Genomic DNA, 20,047 nt, shown 5'->3' with positions numbered 1-20,047 from the left:
TTGATTGCTGCCAATCGGCGGACCGGACGTTGCTAGCCCTGTCCGATCAAACACAAAGGGACGCCGCCATGGCTTCGATCCACAAGGACATCCTGATCGACGCCGCGCCCGACGCGGTCTGGGACGCGGTGCGCGACATCGGCAAGATCCACGAGCGCCTGTGCCCGGGCTTCGTGGTGGACACGAAGTTGGTTGAGGGTGACGAACCGCTGGCTCGCATCGTCACCTTCGGCAACGGCATGGTGGTCAAGGAAGTGATCATCGACAGCGACGATGCGCGCCGCCGCCTGGTCTGGACGGTCCAGAGCGAGCGGCTGGCGCACCACAATGGGGTGATGCAGATCGAGGACGCGGGCGAGGGCCGCTCTCGCGCCGTCTGGATCGCCGATGTCCTGCCTCATGCCGCCGCCGAGACGATGGGGGCGATGATGGGGATGGGTCTGGCGGCGATGAAGAAGAAGTTGGAGGCGTAGGGACGGATGTTGGTTGGGGTGGTTGATATCCTAGCTCAAACCGTCTATACGCCGCGCCTTCTCCGATGGACTCCGGTCCGACGGGGATCCTGTTTGAGAACTACGGGGCGTGGGGTCACCAACGCCGTAAGCGAGGAAGAGCCCTTCCTCACCGTCGGGAGACAGGGATAGAGACGCCGACGCTCTCCTGCCCAAGGACTTCTGTCCGGGACAGATACGCGGCCGACTTTCCTTGAAACAGGCAAATGCGACTCGCACGCGGGAGCAATTCCGCATGGGACCGCATCTGGCTGCCGGAATGGTCCGGCCGCTGTAATTGAGTAGGAGACCGCAATGGACCGCGCTCAAAAGCAGGAGTCGATTGAATCGCTGAAAAGCGTGTTCACCGACGCCGGCGCTGTCGTCGTGACCCACTATATGGGTCTGACCGTTGCGGAAATGACCGACCTTCGTCTTCGCCTCCGCAAGGAAGGCGCCGCGATCAAGGTTGTGAAGAACACCCTGGCCCTCAAGGCTCTGGACGGCAAACTTGGTGATACGGGCTCCGCCCTGTTCACCGGTCCTGTCGCCATCGCCTACGGCCCGGACGCCGTCTCGGCCGCGAAGATCGCGGTGCAGTACGCCAAAGAAAACGACAAGCTCAAGATTGTCGGTGGCGTTCTGGACCAGACCAACGTGCTCGACGAAGCCGGCGTGCGTGCTCTGGCGACCCTTCCGTCGCTGGACGAACTGCGTGGCAAGCTTATCGGCCTCATCCAGGCTCCGGCGACCAAGATCGCTGGCGTCCTGCAGGCCCCGGCTGCCCAGCTGGCTCGCGTTTTCAACGCCTACGCGACCAAAGACGCCGCGTAACGGTCATCCCCGCATATCTATCCCAATCTCTCTAAGGAACTGACACATGTCGAAGCTCGAAAAGCTGGTCGAAGAACTGTCCACCCTGTCGGTGCTGGAAGCCGCTGAACTCTCGAAGCTGCTGGAAGAAAAGTGGGGCGTCTCGGCCGCCGCTCCGGTCGCCGTCGCCGCCGCTGGTGGCGCCGCCGCTGCTCCGGCCGAAGCTGCCGAAGAGCAAACCGAATTCACCGTCGTCCTGACGGACGGTGGCGACAAGAAGATCAACGTGATCAAGGAAGTCCGCGGCGTCCGTCCGGACCTCGGTCTGAAGGAAGCCAAGGACCTGGTCGAAGGCGCTCCGCAGAACGTCGTCGAGAACGTCTCGAAGCAACAAGCCGAAGAAGTCGCTAAGAAGCTGACCGAAGCCGGCGCCAAGGTCCAAGTTAAGTAATCTGCTCCCAGCGTTCGCTGGGACAGGTTCCTTTGGAACTGGTGAGCGGGCCCGGAGGGAAACCTCCGGGCCCGTTTTGTTTTGCGCCACTCGCGCCCACCGGGCGAAGCGCGGCTAAATGCCGGTCAAGATTGTAACTGGCGCGGCTCTGTAGCAGTTTCGTCCTGGGCGATGGCCAAGGTCCGATCCCGAACCGGGAGCGGCGGGTCCAGGGGATGCGACGATGGGGGCGATCTGGGACTGGCTGATCAACCCGTCCGGGTTGACGCCGCACGGCTTTTGCCTGAGCTGGGCGCCCGGGCTGGTGGCCACGCACGTGATCGCCGACGCGCTGATCGGCCTGTCCTATTTCTCGATCCCCCTGGCCATCGCCGCCTTCGTGCGCCAGCGGCCCGACATCCGCTACGGCTGGGTGGCCTATCTGTTCGTGGCCTTCATCCTGGCCTGCGGCACCACCCACCTGTGGGCCATCCTGACCCTGTGGTTCCCCGCCTATGGCGTCGAGGGCGTCATCAAGGCGATCACGGCGGCGCTGTCGATCGCCACGGCCGCGCTGTTGTGGCCCCTGATCCCGAAGATCGTCGCCCTGCCGTCGGCGGCCCAGTTGGAGCAGGTCAACGCCACCCTGGCCCAGCGGGTCGCCGAGCGGACCGCCGAGCTGGAGGCCGTCAACGGCCAGCTGACCGAGGCCCTGGCTGATCGGACCCGGGCGCTGACCCAGCGCGACCTTCTCCTGCGCGAGGTCTATCACCGGGTGAAGAACAACCTGCAGATCATCGACGGCATGTTGGCCATGCAGAGCCGTCGGCTGGACGATGAGAGCGCCCGCTCGGCCTTGGCGACCATGCGGGGGCGGGTCTACGCCCTGGGCCTGGTCCATCATCAACTGATGGAGTCGACCGACCTCGAGACTTTCGACATCGCGCCGTTCCTGCGGGAACTGGCGGACAATATCGTCCAAGGCGGTTCGGCCGAGCATGTGGAGCTGTCGGTCGAGGCCGCCCCGCTGACGGTGGGACTGGACTTCGCCATTCCCCTGGGCCTGATCGTCACCGAGCTGGTGACCAACTCGCTCAAGCACGCCTTTCCCGAGGGCAAGGGGCGCATCGAGGTCTCGCTGGCGCGGCTGGACGACGGCCGGATCGAGCTGGCGGTGTCCGATAACGGCAAGGGCTATGCGCCGGGCGAGACCAAGACAAACTCCCTCGGCGGCACGATCATTGACGGCTTGGTGAAGCAATTGGACGGTACAATGGAGGTGCGACACGACAAGGGCGTGCGCACCGAAGTCACGATCCCGGGGATCCCGCCCGCATGAACCACCTTTCCAACAGCGTGCTGGTCGTGGACGACGAGTTCCTGATTGCTCAGGGACTTTGCATGCAGGTTGAGGAAATGGGCCTTCCCGTCTGCGGCTCGGCGGCGACGGCGGACGAGGCCGTGGTCCTGACCCAGCGGCACCGCCCGGCCGTGGTGCTGATGGACATGCGGCTACGCGGTGAGGGCGACGGGGTCGACGCGGCCCTGGCGATCCACGCGACCGTGGGGTCGAAGGTGATCTTCCTGACCGGCTCGCGCGAGCAGGAGACCATCGACCGCATGCACCTGAGCCATCCGGCGGCGATCCTGTTCAAGCCGGTCTCCGAGCGCGCCCTGCGTTCGGCCATCCACGCCGCCATGGCGTCCTGAAGAGTTCAACATGATCCACCGTCGTCACCTGATCGCGGGCGGCCTGACCCTGGCCGCCGGACCCGCCTTCGCCGCCAAAGGAGCGGGCGGGATCGCCATCCCGCCCTCGGTCGCGGACAGCGAACTGCGCGGCCTGTCACCGACCGGGAGCAAGACCTATTGGGCCTCGGGCTCCAAGGGCTGGCTGATCCGGGGCAAGGGCGAGCGACAGGAAGCGATTCGGATCGTCGGCGGCGAGACGCTAGACTTCCGGGGGCTGCACGCCTTCGACGATGACCACGTACTGGCCATGAGCGCCGGGCCGGGGCCGGCCTCGCAGCTGTGGCGCACGCGTGACGGCGGCAAGCGCTGGACACGGGTCACGACCAATACCGATCCGGACGGCTTCTGGGACTCGATCGCCTTCGTCGACAAGAAGCGCGGCTTCATCCTGGGCGATCCGACCCAGGGGCGGTTCACGGTGCTCTATACCGCCGACGGCGGCGAGACCTGGGCGCGGTTGCCGGCCGAGGGCGTGCCGCCGGCCGCGGCCAACGAGGGCGCCTTCGCCGCCAGCAACGGCTGTGTCGCCCTGGGCCCGCGCGGCCAGGTCGCCTTCTGCACAGGCGGGGCAGGCAAGGCGCGGGTCTATCTGTCACGCGGCGGGGGCGGGGTGTTCGTCGCGATGGATACGCCGATCCCGGCCGACGCCCCCTCCAAGGGCGCCTTCGCCGTGACCTTCGCCAAGGACGGGACGCTGTGGGTCTGCGGCGGCGACTACAAGACCCCCAAGGCCGAGGGCGTGAACCTGGCGCGGCTGGATCCCGGCCGGGTGACCTTCGAGGCGGTCGCCGCGCCGCCGGGCTATCTGTCGGGGGTCTCGGCGAAAGGCCGGACCGTGATGGCCACCGGCCTGGCCGGCACGATCGTCAGCCGCGACGGCGGTGCGTTCGAACGGGTGTCGGTCGCGCCGTTCAACAGCGCGCGCCTGACCTCGGAGGCCACGGCCGTGCTGTGCGGACCGAAGGGGACGATCGGGCTCTGGCGAGGGTAGAGCGTGGCAGCCGAAAGTGTGAGCGGTTTCGGCGCCCGCCACGCTCTAAATGTTTGAGATAGAGCCTGTTTATCCGTTTCTGATGTTCCATCAGAAACGGACAGGCTCCGCGGAACCCATCGCGGCGAACTCACGTTTGCCGGACATGCTCAAGATCGCCGGCGTCCTGCTTGTTCTCATGATCCTGTTCGGGATCCTCGGCTTCGTCGTCGACGTGGCCGGGGCGATCACCAAGGTCGCGTTCTTCGTCTGCCTGATCGCCTTTGGCGTCTCCCTGGCCATGAAGGCGATCCGCAAGACCTGATGGGAGCTTGAGCGGCCGATTTACGGCTCTTTACGAATCCCCCTTTTCTTCCTCGCCCTGTTCCCCTATATCCGCCCGTTCACGAAGATATTCGCGGAGCGCGTAGACGCGCGTCCGCACTTACGCCCCGAGGCGCGATCAGTCGCCCTCCGATCCGCGCGAAGGGGCGCCCGTCAGGCTTCCGGTCCCGGTCGCCCGTCAGGGGAATTCCAGCGTCCGACGTTCTCCGACGAGGAGAGCGGCGAGGGTGGACGCTACGGACATTCGAATTCACGCGCGGATTCCGTCCGCGCCGCAGGGAAACAACATGGCGCAATCCTTCACCGGCAAGAAGCGGATCCGGAAGTCGTTCGGCCGCATTCCCGAGGCTGTGCAGATGCCGAACCTCATCGAGGTTCAGCGCTCCTCCTACGAACAGTTCCTGCAGCGCGAGGTCCGTCCGGGCCAGCGCCGCGACGAGGGCGTGGAAGCGGTCTTCAAGTCGGTGTTCCCGATCAAGGACTTCAATGAACGCGCGGTGCTCGAATACGTCTCGTACGAATTCGAAGAGCCCAAGTACGACGTTGAAGAGTGCATCCAGCGCGACATGACCTTCGCGGCGCCGCTGAAGGTCAAGCTGCGCCTGATCGTGTTCGAAACGGAAGAAGAAACCGGCGCCCGCTCGGTCAAGGACATCAAGGAGCAGGACGTCTACATGGGCGATATCCCGCTCATGACGGACAAGGGCACCTTCATCGTCAACGGCACCGAGCGCGTCATCGTCTCGCAGATGCACCGTTCGCCGGGCGTGTTCTTCGATCACGACAAGGGCAAGACGCACGCCTCGGGCAAGCTGCTGTTCGCCGCCCGCGTGATCCCGTACCGCGGCTCGTGGCTGGACTTCGAATTCGACGCCAAGGACATCGTCTACGTCCGCATCGACCGTCGCCGTAAGCTGCCGGCCACGACCTTCCTCTATGCCCTGGGCATGGACGGCGAAGAGATCCTGACCACGTTCTACGACGTCGTCCCGTTCGAGAAGCGCGAAGGCGGCTGGGCCACCCCGTACAAGCCCGAGCGCTGGCGCGGCGTGAAGCCGGAGTTCCCGCTGGTCGACGCCGACACCGGCGAAGAGATCGCTCCGGCCGGCACCAAGATCACCGCGCGCCAGGCCAAGAAGTTCGCCGACGCGGGTCTGAAGACCCTGCTGCTGGCGCCGGAAGCCCTGACCGGCCGCTACCTGGCCCGTGACGCCGTCAACTTCCAGACCGGCGAGATCTATTCGGAAGCCGGCGACGAGCTGGACGTTCCGGCGATCCAGGCCCTGGCCGACCAAGGCTTCAGCACCATCGACGTGCTGGACATCGACCACGTCACGGTCGGCGCCTACATGCGCAACACCCTGCGCGTGGACAAGAACGCCGTCCGCGAGGACGCGCTGTTCGACATCTATCGCGTCATGCGTCCGGGCGAGCCGCCGACTGTCGAAGCCGCCGAAGCGATGTTCAAGTCGCTGTTCTTCGACGCCGAGCGCTACGACCTGTCGTCGGTGGGCCGCGTGAAGATGAACATGCGTCTGGAGCAGGACGTGTCGGACGAAGTCCGCATCCTGCGCAAGGACGACGTCCTGGCCGTGCTGAAGGTCCTGGTGGGCCTGCGCGACGGTCGCGGCGAAATCGACGACATCGACAACCTGGGCAACCGTCGCGTCCGCTCGGTGGGCGAGCTGCTGGAAAACCAGTACCGCGTCGGCCTGCTGCGCATGGAACGCGCGATCAAGGAACGCATGAGCTCGGTCGATATCGACACGGTCATGCCGCACGACCTGATCAACGCCAAGCCGGCCGCCGCCGCCGTCCGTGAATTCTTCGGCTCCTCGCAGCTGTCGCAGTTCATGGACCAGACGAACCCGCTGTCGGAAATCACCCACAAGCGTCGTCTCTCGGCCCTCGGTCCGGGCGGTCTGACCCGCGAGCGCGCCGGCTTCGAAGTCCGCGACGTTCACCCGACCCACTACGGCCGCATCTGCCCGATTGAAACGCCGGAAGGCCCGAACATCGGTCTGATCAACTCGCTGGCGACCCACGCCCGCGTGAACAAGTACGGCTTCATCGAGAGCCCCTACCGTCGCGTGAAGGACGGTAAGCCGATGGACGAGGTCGTCTACATGTCGGCCATGGAGGAATCCAAGCACGTCATCGCCCAGTCGAACATCAAGGTGGTCGACGGCGAGATCCTGGAAGACCTGGTCCCGGGCCGCATCAACGGCGAACCGACCCTCCTGCAAAAGGAGATGGTGGACCTGATGGACGTGTCGCCGCGCCAAGTCGTGTCGGTCGCCGCCGCCCTGATCCCGTTCCTCGAAAACGATGACGCCAACCGCGCCCTCATGGGCTCGAACATGCAACGTCAGGCCGTGCCGCTGGTGCAGTCGGACGCCCCGCTGGTCGGCACCGGCATGGAAGCCGTCGTCGCCCGTGACTCGGGCGCCGTCGTCATCGCCAAGCGCACCGGCGTGGTCGAGCAGATCGACGGTACGCGTATCGTCATCCGCGCCACCGAAGAAACCGACGCGGCCCGCTCGGGCGTCGACATCTACCGGATGTCGAAGTTCCAGCGCTCGAACCAGTCGACCTGCATCAATCAGCGCCCGCTGGTGAAGGTGGGCGACCGGATCGTCGCCGGCGACATCATCGCCGACGGTCCGTCGACCGAGCTGGGCGAACTGGCCCTGGGCCGCAACGCGCTCGTCGCGTTCATGCCCTGGAATGGCTACAACTTCGAAGACTCGATCCTGATCTCCGAACGCATCGTCCGCGACGACGTCTTCACCTCGATCCACATCGAGGAATTCGAAGTCATGGCCCGCGACACGAAGCTCGGCCCGGAAGAAATCACCCGCGACATCCCGAACGTCGGCGAGGAAGCCCTGCGCAACCTCGACGAAGCCGGCATCGTGGCGATCGGCGCCGAAGTCCAGCCGGGCGACATCCTGGTCGGCAAGGTCACGCCGAAGGGCGAAAGCCCGATGACGCCGGAAGAAAAGCTCCTGCGCGCCATCTTCGGTGAAAAGGCCTCGGACGTCCGCGACACCAGCCTGCGCCTGCCCCCGGGCGTCGCCGGCACGATCGTCGACGTGCGCGTGTTCAACCGTCACGGCGTCGACAAGGACGAGCGCGCGCTCGCCATCGAACGCGCCGAAATCGACCGCCTGGGCAAGGACCGCGACGATGAGTTCGCGATCCTGAACCGCAACATCTCGGGCCGTCTGAAGGAACTGCTGATCGGCAAGGTCGCTCTGTCGGGTCCCAAGGGCCTGTCGCGCGGCGAGATCACAGTCGAGGGCCTGTCGCAGGTCGCCTCGGGCCTGTGGTGGCAGATCGCCCTGGAAGACGAAAAGGCGATGGGCGAACTCGAGTCGCTGCGCCGCCTGTTCGACGAGAACCGCAAGCGCCTCGACCGTCGTTTCGAAGACAAGGTCGACAAGCTGCAGCGCGGCGACGAACTGCCCCCGGGCGTCATGAAGATGGTCAAGGTGTTCGTGGCCGTGAAGCGCAAGCTTCAGCCGGGCGACAAGATGGCCGGCCGTCACGGCAACAAGGGCGTCATCTCGCGCATCCTGCCGATCGAGGACATGCCGTTCCTCGCCGACGGTACGCACGTCGACGTCGTTCTGAACCCGCTGGGCGTGCCCTCGCGCATGAACGTCGGTCAGATCTTCGAGACCCACCTCGGCTGGGCCTGCGCCAACCTCGGCAAGCAGATCACCAACCTGCTGGAAGACTGGCAGCACGGCGGTCAGAAGCAGGCCCTGGTCGATCGTCTGCGCGACATCTACGGCCCGGACGAAGAACTGCCGGAAACCGAAGAAGAGCTGGTCGAGCTGGCCAAGAACCTGGGCAAGGGCGTTCCGATCGCCACCCCGGTGTTCGACGGCGCGCGCATGAGCGATATCGAGGACCACCTCGAAATGGCCGGCGTCAACAAGTCGGGCCAGTCGATCCTGTACGACGGTCTGACCGGCGAGCAGTTCAAGCGTCCGGTCACGGTCGGCTACATCTACATGCTGAAGCTGCACCACCTGGTCGACGACAAGATCCACGCCCGTTCGATCGGCCCGTACTCGCTCGTCACGCAACAGCCGCTGGGTGGTAAGGCCCAGTTCGGCGGTCAGCGCTTCGGGGAAATGGAAGTGTGGGCTCTGGAAGCCTACGGCGCGGCCTACACCCTACAGGAAATGCTGACGGTGAAGTCCGACGACGTGGCCGGCCGGACCAAGGTCTACGAGTCGATCGTCCGCGGCGACGACACGTTCGAAGCCGGTATCCCGGAAAGCTTCAACGTGCTGGTCAAGGAAATGCGCTCGCTCGGCCTGAACGTCGAGCTGGAGAACAGCTGATCCGGATCTCCCTCCTCCGTCCGATGACGGGGGAGGGGCCTCCTTTCAGCCCTCTCCAACTTTGAATTTTCGCGGGTGATCCCGCAGAAGGAATCAAGATGAACCAGGAAGTCCTGAACATCTTCAATCCGGTCCAGGCCGCTCCGACCTTCGACCAGATCCGTATCTCGCTGGCCTCGCCGGAAAAGATCCGTTCGTGGTCGTTCGGCGAGATCAAGAAGCCCGAGACCATCAACTACCGCACGTTCAAGCCCGAGCGTGACGGCCTGTTCTGCGCCCGTATCTTTGGCCCGACCAAGGACTACGAATGCCTGTGCGGCAAGTACAAGCGCATGAAGTACAAGGGCATCATCTGCGAAAAGTGCGGTGTTGAAGTCACCCTGGCCCGCGTCCGTCGCGAGCGCATGGGTCACATCGAACTGGCCTCGCCGGTCGCCCACATCTGGTTCCTGAAGTCGCTGCCGTCGCGTATCGCCATGATGCTCGACATGCCGCTGAAGGACATCGAGCGCGTCCTGTACTTCGAATACTACATCGTCACCGAGCCGGGCCTGACCCCGCTGAAGCAGCACCAGCTGCTGTCGGAAGACGACTACATGCGCGCCCAGGAAGAGTACGGCGACGACAGCTTCACCGCCGAGATCGGCGCCGAGGCCGTCCAGAACCTGCTCAAGGCCATCGACCTCGAAAAAGAGGCCGAGCGTCTGCGCGAGGAACTGGCCGGCACCGTGTCGGACATGAAGCAGAAGAAGTATTCGAAGCGCCTGAAGATCCTGGAAGCCTTCCAGGAGTCGGGCAACCGTCCCGAGTGGATGGTGCTGACGGTCGTTCCGGTCATCCCGCCGGAACTGCGTCCGCTGGTGCCGCTGGACGGCGGCCGCTTCGCGACCTCGGACCTGAACGACCTGTATCGCCGGGTCATCAACCGTAACAACCGCCTGAAGCGCCTGATCGAGCTGCGCGCGCCCGACATCATCATCCGCAACGAAAAGCGGATGCTGCAGGAGTCGGTCGACGCCCTGTTCGACAACGGCCGTCGCGGTCGCGTCATCACGGGCGCCAACAAGCGTCCGCTGAAGTCGCTGGCCGACATGCTGAAGGGCAAGCAAGGCCGCTTCCGCCAGAACCTGCTGGGCAAGCGCGTCGACTATTCGGGCCGTTCGGTCATCGTGGTCGGTCCCGAGCTGAAGCTGCACGAGTGCGGCCTGCCCAAGAAGATGGCGCTCGAGCTGTTCAAGCCGTTCATCTACGCGCGCCTAGACGCCAAGGGCCTGTCGGGCACCGTCAAGCAGTCCAAGCGCATGGTCGAGCGCGAGCAGCCGCAGGTGTGGGACATCCTCGAAGAGGTGATCCGCGAGCACCCGGTGCTGCTGAACCGCGCGCCGACGCTTCACCGTCTGGGCATCCAGGCGTTCGAACCGAAGCTGATCGAGGGCAAGGCCATCCAGCTGCACCCGCTGGTCTGCGCCGCGTTCAACGCCGACTTCGACGGCGACCAGATGGCCGTGCACGTCCCCCTGAGCCTGGAAGCTCAGCTGGAAGCGCGCGTCCTGATGATGTCGACCAACAACATCCTGTCGCCCGCCAACGGTCGCCCGATCATCGTGCCGTCGCAGGACATCGTCCTGGGCCTGTACTACCTGTCGGTCGCCCGCGAGGGTGAGCCGGGCGAAGGCAAGATCTTCGCCGACCTGGGTGAAATCGAAGCCGCTATGGACGCTGGCGTCGTCTCGCTGCACGCCAAGATCAAGGCGCGCCACACCGAGATGACTCCGGAAGGCGTTCTGCTGCGCAAGGTGATCGACACCACGCCGGGCCGGATGAAGATCGCCGCCCTGCTGCCGCACCACCCGCAGATTGGCCACCGCCTGATCGAAAAGGCGCTGACCAAGAAGGAAATCGGCAATCTGATCGACATCGTCTACCGCCACTGCGGTCAGAAGGCGACGGTCATCTTCGCCGACAAGGTCATGGGCCTGGGCTTCAAGGAAGCCGCCAAGGCGGGCATCTCGTTCGGCAAGGACGACATCATCATCCCGAAGCGGAAGGAGGCGATCGTCGCCGAAACCCGCTCGCTGGCCGAAGAGTACGAGCAACAGTACGCCGACGGCCTGATCACCAAGGGTGAGAAGTACAACAAGGTCGTTGACGCCTGGGCCAAGGCTACCGACCGGGTCGCCGACGAGATGATGGCCGAGCTTCAGATGAAGCATAAGGACGAGAACGGCCGCGAGAAGGAAATCAACGCCATCTACATGATGGCCCACTCCGGCGCCCGTGGTTCGCAAGCCCAGATGAAGCAGCTGGGCGGCATGCGCGGCCTGATGGCCAAGCCCTCCGGCGAGATCATCGAGACCCCGATCGTCTCGAACTTCAAGGAAGGCCTGACCGTTCAGGAGTACTTCAACTCCACCCACGGCGCCCGTAAGGGTCTGGCCGACACCGCGCTGAAGACGGCCAACTCGGGTTACCTGACCCGTCGTCTGGTCGACGTCGCGCAGGACTGCATCATCGTCGAGGAAGACTGCGGCACCACGCGGGGCATCACCCTGCGCGCCGTCGTCGAAGGCGGCGACGTGCTGGTCTCGCTGGGCCTGCGCGTCCTGGGCCGCTTCACGGCCGAGGACGTCAAGGATCCGGGCACCGGCGAGCTGGTGGTTCCGGCCGACACCTATATCGACGAGAACATCGCCGACGCCATCGAGGCCGCGGTCGTTCAGTCGGTGAAGGTCCGCTCGGTCCTGACCTGCGAAGCCAAGGTCGGCGTCTGCGGCGCCTGCTATGGCCGCGACCTAGCCCGCGGTACGCCGGTGAACATCGGCGAAGCGGTCGGCGTCATCGCCGCCCAATCGATCGGTGAGCCCGGCACGCAGCTGACCATGCGTACGTTCCACATCGGCGGTACGGCCCAGGTGGCCGAGCAGTCGTTCTTCGAAGCCTCCAATGAGGGTACGGTCCGCGTGATCGGCCCGACCGTTATCGGCTCCGACGGCGCCCTGGTCATCATGAGCCGCAACACCTCGGTCAGCGTGCTGGTCGACGGCAAGGAGCGCGAAACCTACAAGCCGCCGTACGGCGCCCGCCTGCGGGTCAAGGACGGCGACCTGGTCAAGCGCGGCCAACGCCTCGGCGATTGGGACCCCTACACCACCCCGATCATCACCGAAGTGGCCGGCAAGATCCGCGCCGAGGACCTGGTGGATGGCCTGTCCATCCGCGAGGAAGTCGACGAAGCGACCGGTATCGCCCAGCGCGTCATCGCCGACTGGCGTACGTCGGCCCGCGGTTCGGACCTGCGTCCGGCCATGGGCGTGCTGTCGGAAGACGGCTCGTACAAGCGCCTGTCGAACGGCGGCGAGGCTCGTTACCTCCTGTCGGCCGGCGCCATTCTCTCCGTCGCCGACGGCGAGGAAGTGAAGCCGGGTGAAGTGATCGCGCGTATCCCGACCGAAGGCGCCAAGACCCGGGACATCACCGGTGGTCTGCCGCGCGTCGCCGAACTCTTCGAAGCCCGCCGTCCGAAGGACTGCGCAGTCATCGCGGAAATGGACGGTCGTGTCGAATTCGGCAAGGATTACAAGAACAAGCGCCGGATCAAGATTACGCCGGACGTCGACGCCGATGGCAACCAGGCCGAGGCGGTCGAGTTCCTGATCCCGAAGGGCAAGCACATCGCCGTTCACGACGGGGACTACATCTCCAAGGGCGAGTACATCATCGACGGCAACCCGGATCCGCACGACATCCTGCGCATCCTGGGCGTCGAGGCCCTGGCGAACTTCCTCGTCGACGAGATCCAGGAGGTCTATCGACTGCAGGGCGTGCCGATCAACGACAAGCACATCGAGACGATCGTTCGTCAGATGCTGCAGAAGGTCGAGATCCTCGAGCCCGGCGACACCGGCCTGATCAAGGGTGACCACCTCGACAAGCCGGAGTTCGAAAAGGAACAGGACAAGGCGGTCGCTCGCGGCGGTCGTCCGGCTGTGACCCAGCCGGTGCTGCTCGGCATCACCAAGGCCTCGCTGCAGACCAAGAGCTTCATCTCGGCCGCGTCGTTCCAGGAAACGACCCGCGTCCTGACCGAAGCCTCGGTGCACGGCAAGACCGACACCCTGGAAGGCCTGAAGGAAAACGTCATCGTGGGTCGTCTGATCCCCGCCGGTACGGGTTCCTACCTGCGCAGCCTGCAGCGCGTCGCCGCCAAGCGCGACGAGCAGCTGGCCCAGCAGCGCGAAGAAGCGATGGAGCCGCTGCCGGCCGAGATCGCGCTTTCGGACGCCGAATAGGGCTTATCGCCTGAGTGACTAACGGAAAGGCCCGGGAGCGATCCCGGGCCTTTTTGCTTTCCCAGGCCTTTTTGCTTTCAGTGTCGGACGAGCGGTTCAGCGCGGGTCGCGCAAATAGACCGTCTTGGTCGAGCGGCCTCGCATCAGCAGGCCCAGCACGATACCGAGTCCGGCCGCCACGCCCAGGGCTTGGGCGGGCTTCAGCTGCACCCAGGCCTCCAGGTCGCCATAGCGGTGCTGCAGACGCTCCGCGGTCTGGGCGGCGAGGTCCTTCACGCGCGCGCGTGTCTCGCCCACCGCTTCGGCCGCCACGTCCCGAAGACTGTCATAGGCTTCGTGGGCGGCGCCGCCGACCGCCTTGAGCGACGGCTCGATCTTCGCGCGGGCGCGCGAGGCTGTGCGAGGGAGGTCGTTGGTCGCGGCGGTCAGGCTGTCGGCGTAGTCGGTCATGGTCGAACCTCGTGGCGGGAAGGAAGCCGGCGCGGCGCGTCGACGTCTTTCAGAACCCGCCCCGTCCCGGACCGTTCCGGGGTCGCTTCGCCGTCGCTTGCCGACGCCGTTCGGGCCATGCCAACCTCACGGCGAAGTAAGGGGCCTCACCATGCAATTCGATCGTCGCAGCCTGCTCACCGGCGCGAGCGCCACCGTGGCCATCGGCCTGGCGGCCACAGCCGGCGCTCAGGTCCTGCCGCCCGCCGGCTACGCCACCCCCGCCGGAACCAGCCCGTTCGCCCCCGAGGTCTACCGCGCCCGCCGCGCCAGGCTGATGGAACAGCTGAAGACCGGTGTGGCGGTGATCTACGGCGCCAACGCCACGCCCAGCGAGGCGCCGGTGTCGCCGCCCTTTTATCAGAACGGCGACTTCGCCTGGCTGACCGGCATCGTCGACGAGCCCGGCGCCATCCTGGTCCTGGCCCCGACCGAGAGGACCGTGAAGGAGTGGCTGCTGCTGCCCTCGCGCGACACCGAGAGCGAGCGCTGGAACCAGGAGCGCGTGCCGCTGGGGGCGCTGATCGAGCAGCGCACCGGCGTGCAGCGTGTCCAACGCACCTCAGCCCTGGGCGGCCTGGTGACGGCCCTGGCCTCGCGCTCCAAGGAGCTGCGCTACCTCGGTCCGATCGCCTCGGCCAATGCGCCCGTGCCGGCCGCCCTGGAGCTCTACGGCAAGGTCGCCCAGCGCGTGCCGGGTTGCGCCATCCGCGACGACAGCGGCGTGATGCCCCGCCTGCGCTGCGTGAAGGAGCCGCGCGAGCTGGAGATCATGCGCAAGGCCATGGACGCCACGCGCGCCGGCCACCTGGAGGCCATGAAGCAAGCGCGCCCCGGCATGCCGGAGAACGAGCTGCGCTTCATCGTCGAGAGCGCCTTCCGCCGCGCCGGCGGCACGGGCCTGGCCTATGACAGCATCGTCGGCTCGGGCCGCAACGCCGCCTCGCTGCACTACGCCACGGCCACCGGCATGGTCCACGGCGGGGAGCTGATCCTGATCGACGCCGGCGCTTCGGTGGGCGGTTATGCCTGCGACGTCACCCGCACCTTCCCGGCCTCCGGCAAGTTCACGCCCGAGCAGAAGGCTCTCTACGACCTGGTGCTGGAGGCCCAGACGGCGGCGGTCGCCAAGCTGAAGGCCGGCGCCTATCTGGAGGACCTCAGTGAGGCGGCCAAGGCGGTGTTCCGCAAGGCCGGGCGCATCGACGAGTTCACCCACGGCCTGGGCCACTATGTCGGCCTCGACGTCCATGATCCGGGCGACACCACCCAGCCGATCCCGGCCGGCTCGGTGATCACCATGGAGCCGGGCCTCTATCTGCAGTCGGCCAATTACGGGATCCGCATCGAGGACCTTTATCTGGTCACCGAGACGGGGGCGGAGCGGATGTCGACCGGCATCCCGCGCACCACCCAGGAGATCGAGGCCTTCATGGCGCGGAAGAGCGCCTAGGACCTATCAACATTCATAGCGGGCTGAGATTTCCCCGCCTTCCTGGGCCTTGTGCCCAGGACCCAGGGTTCAGGTGCAGCTGAGCGGGGGCCGAGTTCACGGACGTTCCGTCGCGCGGGCCGGGAAGATCTCCGCCTGCCTCTGGCATGGATCCTGGGCACAAGGCCCAGGAAGGCGGTGGATTGATAGCGGGCTAAGGCTCCTGGCCGGCCTTCTTCCGCAGTTCCAGGAACTTCCGGGCCCGGTCGGCGGAGTCCTTCTCGCGGCGGATCTGGTCGACAACCGATTTGCGGGGGCGGCCCAGGCCGTCCTGCTCGGCGCCCAGCACGAACGGGATCTCCTTCATCGTGCCGGGATGTTCGCGGCTGTGATGGTCGACGCCGGGCCCCATGGGCGCTTCCTGGTAGCGACGATAGGCCTCCTGGGCGGCGGCCTGGGCGTCGAAGGCGCGGCGCTTGTTGGCGTCCATGGCCTGCAGCGGTTCGCCCTTGGGCTTGGCCGCGCCGAAGCGTTCGTCGCACTTCTCCCGTTCGCGGCGGTTGAGGCCGACGGCGTCGGCGCTGACGCAGCCGGTGGCGCTGCCCCGAAGCGCCGTGCGCAGGTCGCCGGCGCCCTCGCCGGGCAGGGGCGCGGGGCGGATGGCGGTTCCCGGACGCACGGGACTGGCGGCCGGCGGCGCGGAGGGAACGGCCAGCGTCGGCACGCCGGGCGGAACCGGGCGGACCGGCTGGCGGACCTCGAACGGCAAGACGGGGGAGGGCGCGCTGGACGCCGAGGCCGGCGCGGCGCGGGGCCGGGGCTGTTCCTCGCGGTCGGGCCGCAGCAGGTCGACCGTCACGATCGGCAGCTCGTCGGCGGTCAGCACCTCCAGCAGGGGCGGCGCGGGCAGGGCCAGCCAGGCCAGCACCACCACGTGCAGCAGCAGCGATCCGGCCAGAATCGTCGCCCGCTTGCGGTTGTCCCTGCTGACCCGGACGCTGACCTTCACCCACCCTCCGACGCGCGCTTGCGTTCGATCTCCAGGCCTCCCACATGGCGAGGCGCGCGGCGCAGACAAGCCGCTCCATCCAGGCGCGAAGCTGCACAGCTTTGAGTGGCGGAATCTTGTCCGGTTCGGGGTCCTTAAGGCCGCATTAACCGGCGCAGGAACAGGCGATTGACGCCGGCCGACTTCGCGAGTACATACCGCGCTCTTTTTCGAGGCGGTCGTTCGCGGCCGTCCTGATGAGCTTCTGTTCCTAGCGGACGGAAAACCCGCCGGTGTGCATCCGCGCTCCGGCGAGTTTCGCGTTTATCGGGTCTCTTAGCTGAGCCTTGAAGAACCGAAAAACAAAGACAAGGACCTGAAGCGCCCCGGCCGAAAGGCACACGCTTCCATCAGAGCAGAGACTTAATGCCTACCATTAACCAGCTCATCCGTAAGCCGCGCTCTCCGAAGCCGGTGCGGAACAAGGTGCCCGCCCTGAAGGGCTGCCCCCAACGTCGCGGCGTTTGCACCCGCGTCTACACCACGACCCCGAAGAAGCCGAACTCGGCTCTCCGTAAGGTCGCCAAGGTCCGTCTGACCACCGGCATCGAAGCCGTGTGCTACATTCCGGGCGAAGGCCACAACCTGCAGGAGCACTCGGTGGTGCTCATCCGCGGCGGCCGCGTCAAGGATTTGCCCGGCGTCCGTTATCACATCCTGCGCGGCGTCCTCGACACCCAAGGTGTCAAGGATCGTAAGCAGCGTCGTTCGCTCTACGGCGCCAAGCGTCCGAAGTAAGGAAAAGAAGAATGTCCCGCCGCCGTCGCGCCGAGAAACGCCAAGTCCTGCCGGACCCCAAGTTTGGGGATCTGATCGTCACGAAGTTCATGAACTACGTGATGTACGAGGGCAAAAAAGCCGTCGCCGAAAACATCATCTATGGTGCTTTCGACATCCTGGAAAACAAGCGCAAGGACCAAGGTCCGCTTGAGACCTTCCACTCCGCCCTGGACAACGTCGCCCCGGCGATCGAAGTCCGGTCGCGCCGCGTCGGCGGCGCCACCTATCAGGTGCCGGTCGAAGTCCGTCCGGACCGTCGTCGCGCCCTGGCCATCCGTTGGCTGGTGACCGCCGCGCGCAAGCGCGGTGAGAACACCATGACGGAAAAGCTGGCTGGTGAGCTGCTCGACGCTTCGAACAACCGCGGCACCGCGGTGAAGAAGCGCGAAGACACCCACAAGATGGCTGAAGCCAACCGGGCGTTCTCGCACTACCGCTGGTAACCTTTCTTACCAGCACTCTTTCAGGCGCGGGCGGTTTGCGATAAACCGCCCGCGCCGCACGTTTAATGACCCTGCCGCTCGTCTCCGGGCTCAGGGCAGCCACGCAGAGCTTGATCATGGCCCGCCAGCATAAAATCGAAGACTACCGTAACTTCGGCATCATGGCGCACATCGACGCCGGCAAGACGACGACGACCGAGCGGATCCTGTATTACACGGGTAAGTCGCACAAGATCGGCGAAGTCCACGACGGCGCCGCCACGATGGACTGGATGGAACAGGAGCAGGAGCGCGGCATCACGATCACGTCGGCCGCGACGACCGCTTTCTGGAATGGCAAGCGTCTGAACATCATCGACACCCCCGGGCACGTCGACTTCACCATCGAAGTCGAACGCTCGCTGCGCGTCCTCGACGGCGCCGTGACGGTGCTGGACGGTAACGCCGGCGTCGAGCCGCAGACCGAGACCGTCTGGCGTCAGGCCGACAAGTACAAGGTTCCGCGGATCGTGTTCGTCAACAAGATGGACAAGATCGGCGCCGACTTCGACAAGTCGGTCGAGTCGATCCGCGACCGTCTGGGCGCGAAGGCCGTGCCGATCCAATTCCCGATCGGCGCTGAAACCTCGCTGAGCGGCCTGGTGGACCTGGTCCGCATGAAGGCCGTCGTCTGGGACAACGACGCCCTGGGCGCCAACTTCCGCGACGAAGAAATCCCGGCCGACCTGATGGCCAAGGCCGTCGAGGCTCGCGCCTACCTGGTCGAGAACGCCGTCGAAATGGACGACGACGCGATGGAAGCCTATCTGGGCGGCGAAGAGCCCTCGGAAGAGGTCATCAAGAAGTGCCTGCGTAAGGCCGTTCTGACCGGCGCCTTCTATCCGATCCTCTGCGGCTCGGCCTTCAAGAACAAGGGCGTGCAAACGCTCCTGGACGCCGTCGTCGACTACCTGCCGTCGCCGCTGGACATCCCGCCGACCAAGGGCATCGACTTCAAGACCGAAGAAGAAGTCGTGCGTCGCGCCTCGGACGAAGAGCCGCTGTCGGTTCTGGCGTTCAAGATCATGGACGACCCCTTCGTCGGTTCGCTGACCTTCTGCCGCATCTATTCGGGCAAGCTCGAAACCGGCATGGGCCTGCTGAACGCCACGCGCGACAAGAAAGAGCGCGTCGGCCGCATGCTGCTCATGCACTCGAACAACCGCGAAGACATCAAGGAAGCCTATGCCGGCGACATCGTCGCCCTGGCTGGCCTCAAGGAAACCCGCACGGGTGACACCCTGTGCGATCCGCTGAAGTCGCCGGTCATCCTCGAGCGCATGGAATTCCCGGCGCCCGTCATCGAGATCGCCGTCGAGCCCAAGTCGAAGGCCGACCAGGAAAAGCTGGGCGTCGCCCTGCAGAAGCTGGCCGCCGAAGATCCGTCCTTCACCGTCTCGACCGACTTCGAGTCGGGCCAGACGATCCTGAAGGGCATGGGCGAGCTGCACCTGGACATCAAGATCGACATCCTGAAGCGGACCTACAAGGTCGAAGCCAACATCGGCGCGCCGCAGGTTGCCTATCGTGAATCGCTGGGCCGCAAGGTCGACATCGACTACACGCACAAGAAGCAAACCGGTGGTACGGGCCAGTTCGCCCGCGTCATGATCACTTTCGAACCGGGCGAGCCGGGTTCGGGCTTCGTGTTCGAAAACTCGATCGTCGGCGGCGCCGTGCCGAAGGAATACATCCCGGGCGTCCAAAAGGGCCTGGAATCGGTCAAGGACAACGGCCTGCTGGCCGGCTTCCCGCTGATCGACTTCAAGGCGACCCTGACGGACGGCAAGTACCACGACGTCGACTCGTCGGTCCTGGCCTTCGAAATCGCCTCGCGCGCCGCCTTCAAGGAGCTGCGCGAAAAGGGCGCTCCGAAGCTGCTCGAGCCGATCATGAAGGTCGAGGTCGTGACGCCGGAAGAATACCTCGGTTCGGTCATCGGCGATCTGAACAGCCGTCGTGGCATGATCCAGGGTCAAGACATGCGCGGCAACGCCACGGTGGTGAACGCCTTCGTGCCGCTGGCCAACATGTTCGGCTATGTGAACACGCTGCGGGGCATGTCCCAGGGCCGCGCCCAGTTCAGCATGGTCTATGATCACTACGAGCCGGTGCCGCAACACGTCGCCGACGAAGTGATCAAGAAGTACGCGTAAGCTTTTTCCTCGGGAAAAGCGTACACGAGAAGAATAGGAGGGAGCTCTCACGAGCCCCCTCCGCACCACCCCAGAAGTTCAACCAATAAAGGCCCCCCCGTTTTTCGTAGGGTTCTGGGGTCCTGGAGCTAAGAAGATGGCCAAGGAAAAGTTCGAACGCACTAAGCCGCACTGCAACATCGGCACGATTGGTCACGTTGACCATGGCAAGA

General features: G+C 65.4%; 16 protein-coding genes and 1 pseudogene. 14 read left to right on the top strand and 3 right to left on the bottom strand.

Going from position 1 to position 20,047, the window contains the following annotated elements; translation table 11 throughout:
• The first annotated feature begins 68 nt into the window (after positions 1 to 68).
• From AC1RRV_RS15435 to rpoC, 9 genes are all read left to right on the top strand, one after another.
• Positions 69 to 473 (top strand): SRPBCC family protein, encoded by a 405-nt coding sequence (locus tag AC1RRV_RS15435; protein ID WP_492860545.1) that lies wholly within the window; start codon positions 69 to 71, stop codon positions 471 to 473.
• A 333-nt stretch (positions 474 to 806) separates the two neighbouring features.
• Positions 807 to 1,325, top strand: coding sequence for a 50S ribosomal protein L10 (gene rplJ, locus AC1RRV_RS15430; RefSeq protein WP_047403719.1), 519 nt, complete (start codon positions 807 to 809; stop codon positions 1,323 to 1,325).
• Between the two features lie 46 nt (positions 1,326 to 1,371).
• Positions 1,372 to 1,755 (top strand): 50S ribosomal protein L7/L12, encoded by a 384-nt coding sequence (gene rplL / locus AC1RRV_RS15425; RefSeq protein ID WP_492860544.1) that lies wholly within the window; start codon positions 1,372 to 1,374, stop codon positions 1,753 to 1,755.
• 223 nt (positions 1,756 to 1,978) lie between these two features.
• Positions 1,979 to 3,073, top strand: a complete 1,095-nt coding sequence (locus AC1RRV_RS15420; protein WP_492860543.1) for a sensor histidine kinase — start codon at positions 1,979 to 1,981, stop codon at positions 3,071 to 3,073.
• Positions 3,070 to 3,444 carry a response regulator gene (locus tag AC1RRV_RS15415; protein ID WP_492860542.1) on the top strand — a complete coding sequence of 125 codons (375 nt, stop codon included), beginning with the start codon at positions 3,070 to 3,072 and terminating at the stop codon, positions 3,442 to 3,444. The genes AC1RRV_RS15420 and AC1RRV_RS15415 overlap by 4 nt, the downstream gene beginning before the upstream one ends.
• Positions 3,445 to 3,454: 10 nt before the next feature.
• Positions 3,455 to 4,477: a WD40/YVTN/BNR-like repeat-containing protein gene (locus AC1RRV_RS15410; protein ID WP_492860541.1), complete on the top strand. Its 1,023-nt coding sequence runs from the start codon at positions 3,455 to 3,457 to the stop codon at positions 4,475 to 4,477.
• A 145-nt stretch (positions 4,478 to 4,622) separates the two neighbouring features.
• Positions 4,623 to 4,781: a hypothetical protein gene (locus AC1RRV_RS15405; RefSeq protein ID WP_492860540.1), complete on the top strand. Its 159-nt coding sequence runs from the start codon at positions 4,623 to 4,625 to the stop codon at positions 4,779 to 4,781.
• A 307-nt stretch (positions 4,782 to 5,088) separates the two neighbouring features.
• Positions 5,089 to 9,159, top strand: coding sequence for a DNA-directed RNA polymerase subunit beta (gene rpoB / locus AC1RRV_RS15400; RefSeq protein ID WP_492860538.1), 4,071 nt, complete (start codon positions 5,089 to 5,091; stop codon positions 9,157 to 9,159).
• A 98-nt stretch (positions 9,160 to 9,257) separates the two neighbouring features.
• Entirely contained in the window at positions 9,258 to 13,448 is a 4,191-nt protein-coding gene (gene rpoC, locus AC1RRV_RS15395; protein ID WP_492860536.1) for a DNA-directed RNA polymerase subunit beta', read from the top strand.
• A 96-nt stretch (positions 13,449 to 13,544) separates the two neighbouring features.
• Here the strand turns inward: rpoC and AC1RRV_RS15390 are convergent, their stop codons facing one another.
• Entirely contained in the window at positions 13,545 to 13,898 is a 354-nt protein-coding gene (locus tag AC1RRV_RS15390; RefSeq protein ID WP_492860535.1) for an ElaB/YgaM/YqjD family protein, read from the bottom strand.
• 151 nt (positions 13,899 to 14,049) lie between these two features.
• On the opposite strand from AC1RRV_RS15390, the gene AC1RRV_RS15385 reads away from it, so the two are divergent.
• Positions 14,050 to 15,390, top strand: a complete 1,341-nt coding sequence (locus AC1RRV_RS15385) for an aminopeptidase P N-terminal domain-containing protein (RefSeq protein ID WP_492860534.1) — start codon at positions 14,050 to 14,052, stop codon at positions 15,388 to 15,390.
• Between the two features lie 193 nt (positions 15,391 to 15,583).
• On the opposite strand, the gene AC1RRV_RS15380 is transcribed toward AC1RRV_RS15385, so the two are convergent.
• Complete coding sequence (locus tag AC1RRV_RS15380; RefSeq protein ID WP_492860533.1) at positions 15,584 to 16,378, bottom strand: hypothetical protein; 795 nt, start codon at positions 16,376 to 16,378, stop codon at positions 15,584 to 15,586.
• 134 nt (positions 16,379 to 16,512) lie between these two features.
• A pseudogene (locus tag AC1RRV_RS15375) lies at positions 16,513 to 16,760 on the bottom strand (hypothetical protein).
• 23 nt (positions 16,761 to 16,783) lie between these two features.
• Between AC1RRV_RS15375 and rpsL the strand changes: the two are divergent.
• From rpsL to AC1RRV_RS15355, 4 genes are all read left to right on the top strand, one after another.
• Complete coding sequence (rpsL, locus tag AC1RRV_RS15370) at positions 16,784 to 17,155, top strand: 30S ribosomal protein S12 (RefSeq protein ID WP_004624021.1); 372 nt, start codon at positions 16,784 to 16,786, stop codon at positions 17,153 to 17,155.
• A gap of 11 nt (positions 17,156 to 17,166) precedes the next feature.
• Positions 17,167 to 17,640: a 30S ribosomal protein S7 gene (gene rpsG, locus AC1RRV_RS15365; RefSeq protein ID WP_007661568.1), complete on the top strand. Its 474-nt coding sequence runs from the start codon at positions 17,167 to 17,169 to the stop codon at positions 17,638 to 17,640.
• 116 nt (positions 17,641 to 17,756) lie between these two features.
• On the top strand, positions 17,757 to 19,835 hold the full coding sequence (gene fusA, locus AC1RRV_RS15360; RefSeq protein ID WP_492860532.1) for an elongation factor G: 2,079 nt from the start codon (positions 17,757 to 17,759) through the stop codon (positions 19,833 to 19,835).
• Between the two features lie 136 nt (positions 19,836 to 19,971).
• Positions 19,972 to 20,047: hypothetical protein (locus AC1RRV_RS15355; RefSeq protein ID WP_418161963.1), on the top strand; the 76-nt coding region annotated here is incomplete at its 3' end.

It is taken from the genome of Caulobacter sp. GW821-FHT11E10 (assembly GCF_058808375.1).
The sequence above is the reverse complement of the archived record's forward strand: the minus strand, read 5'-3'. Positions and strand labels throughout refer to the sequence as shown.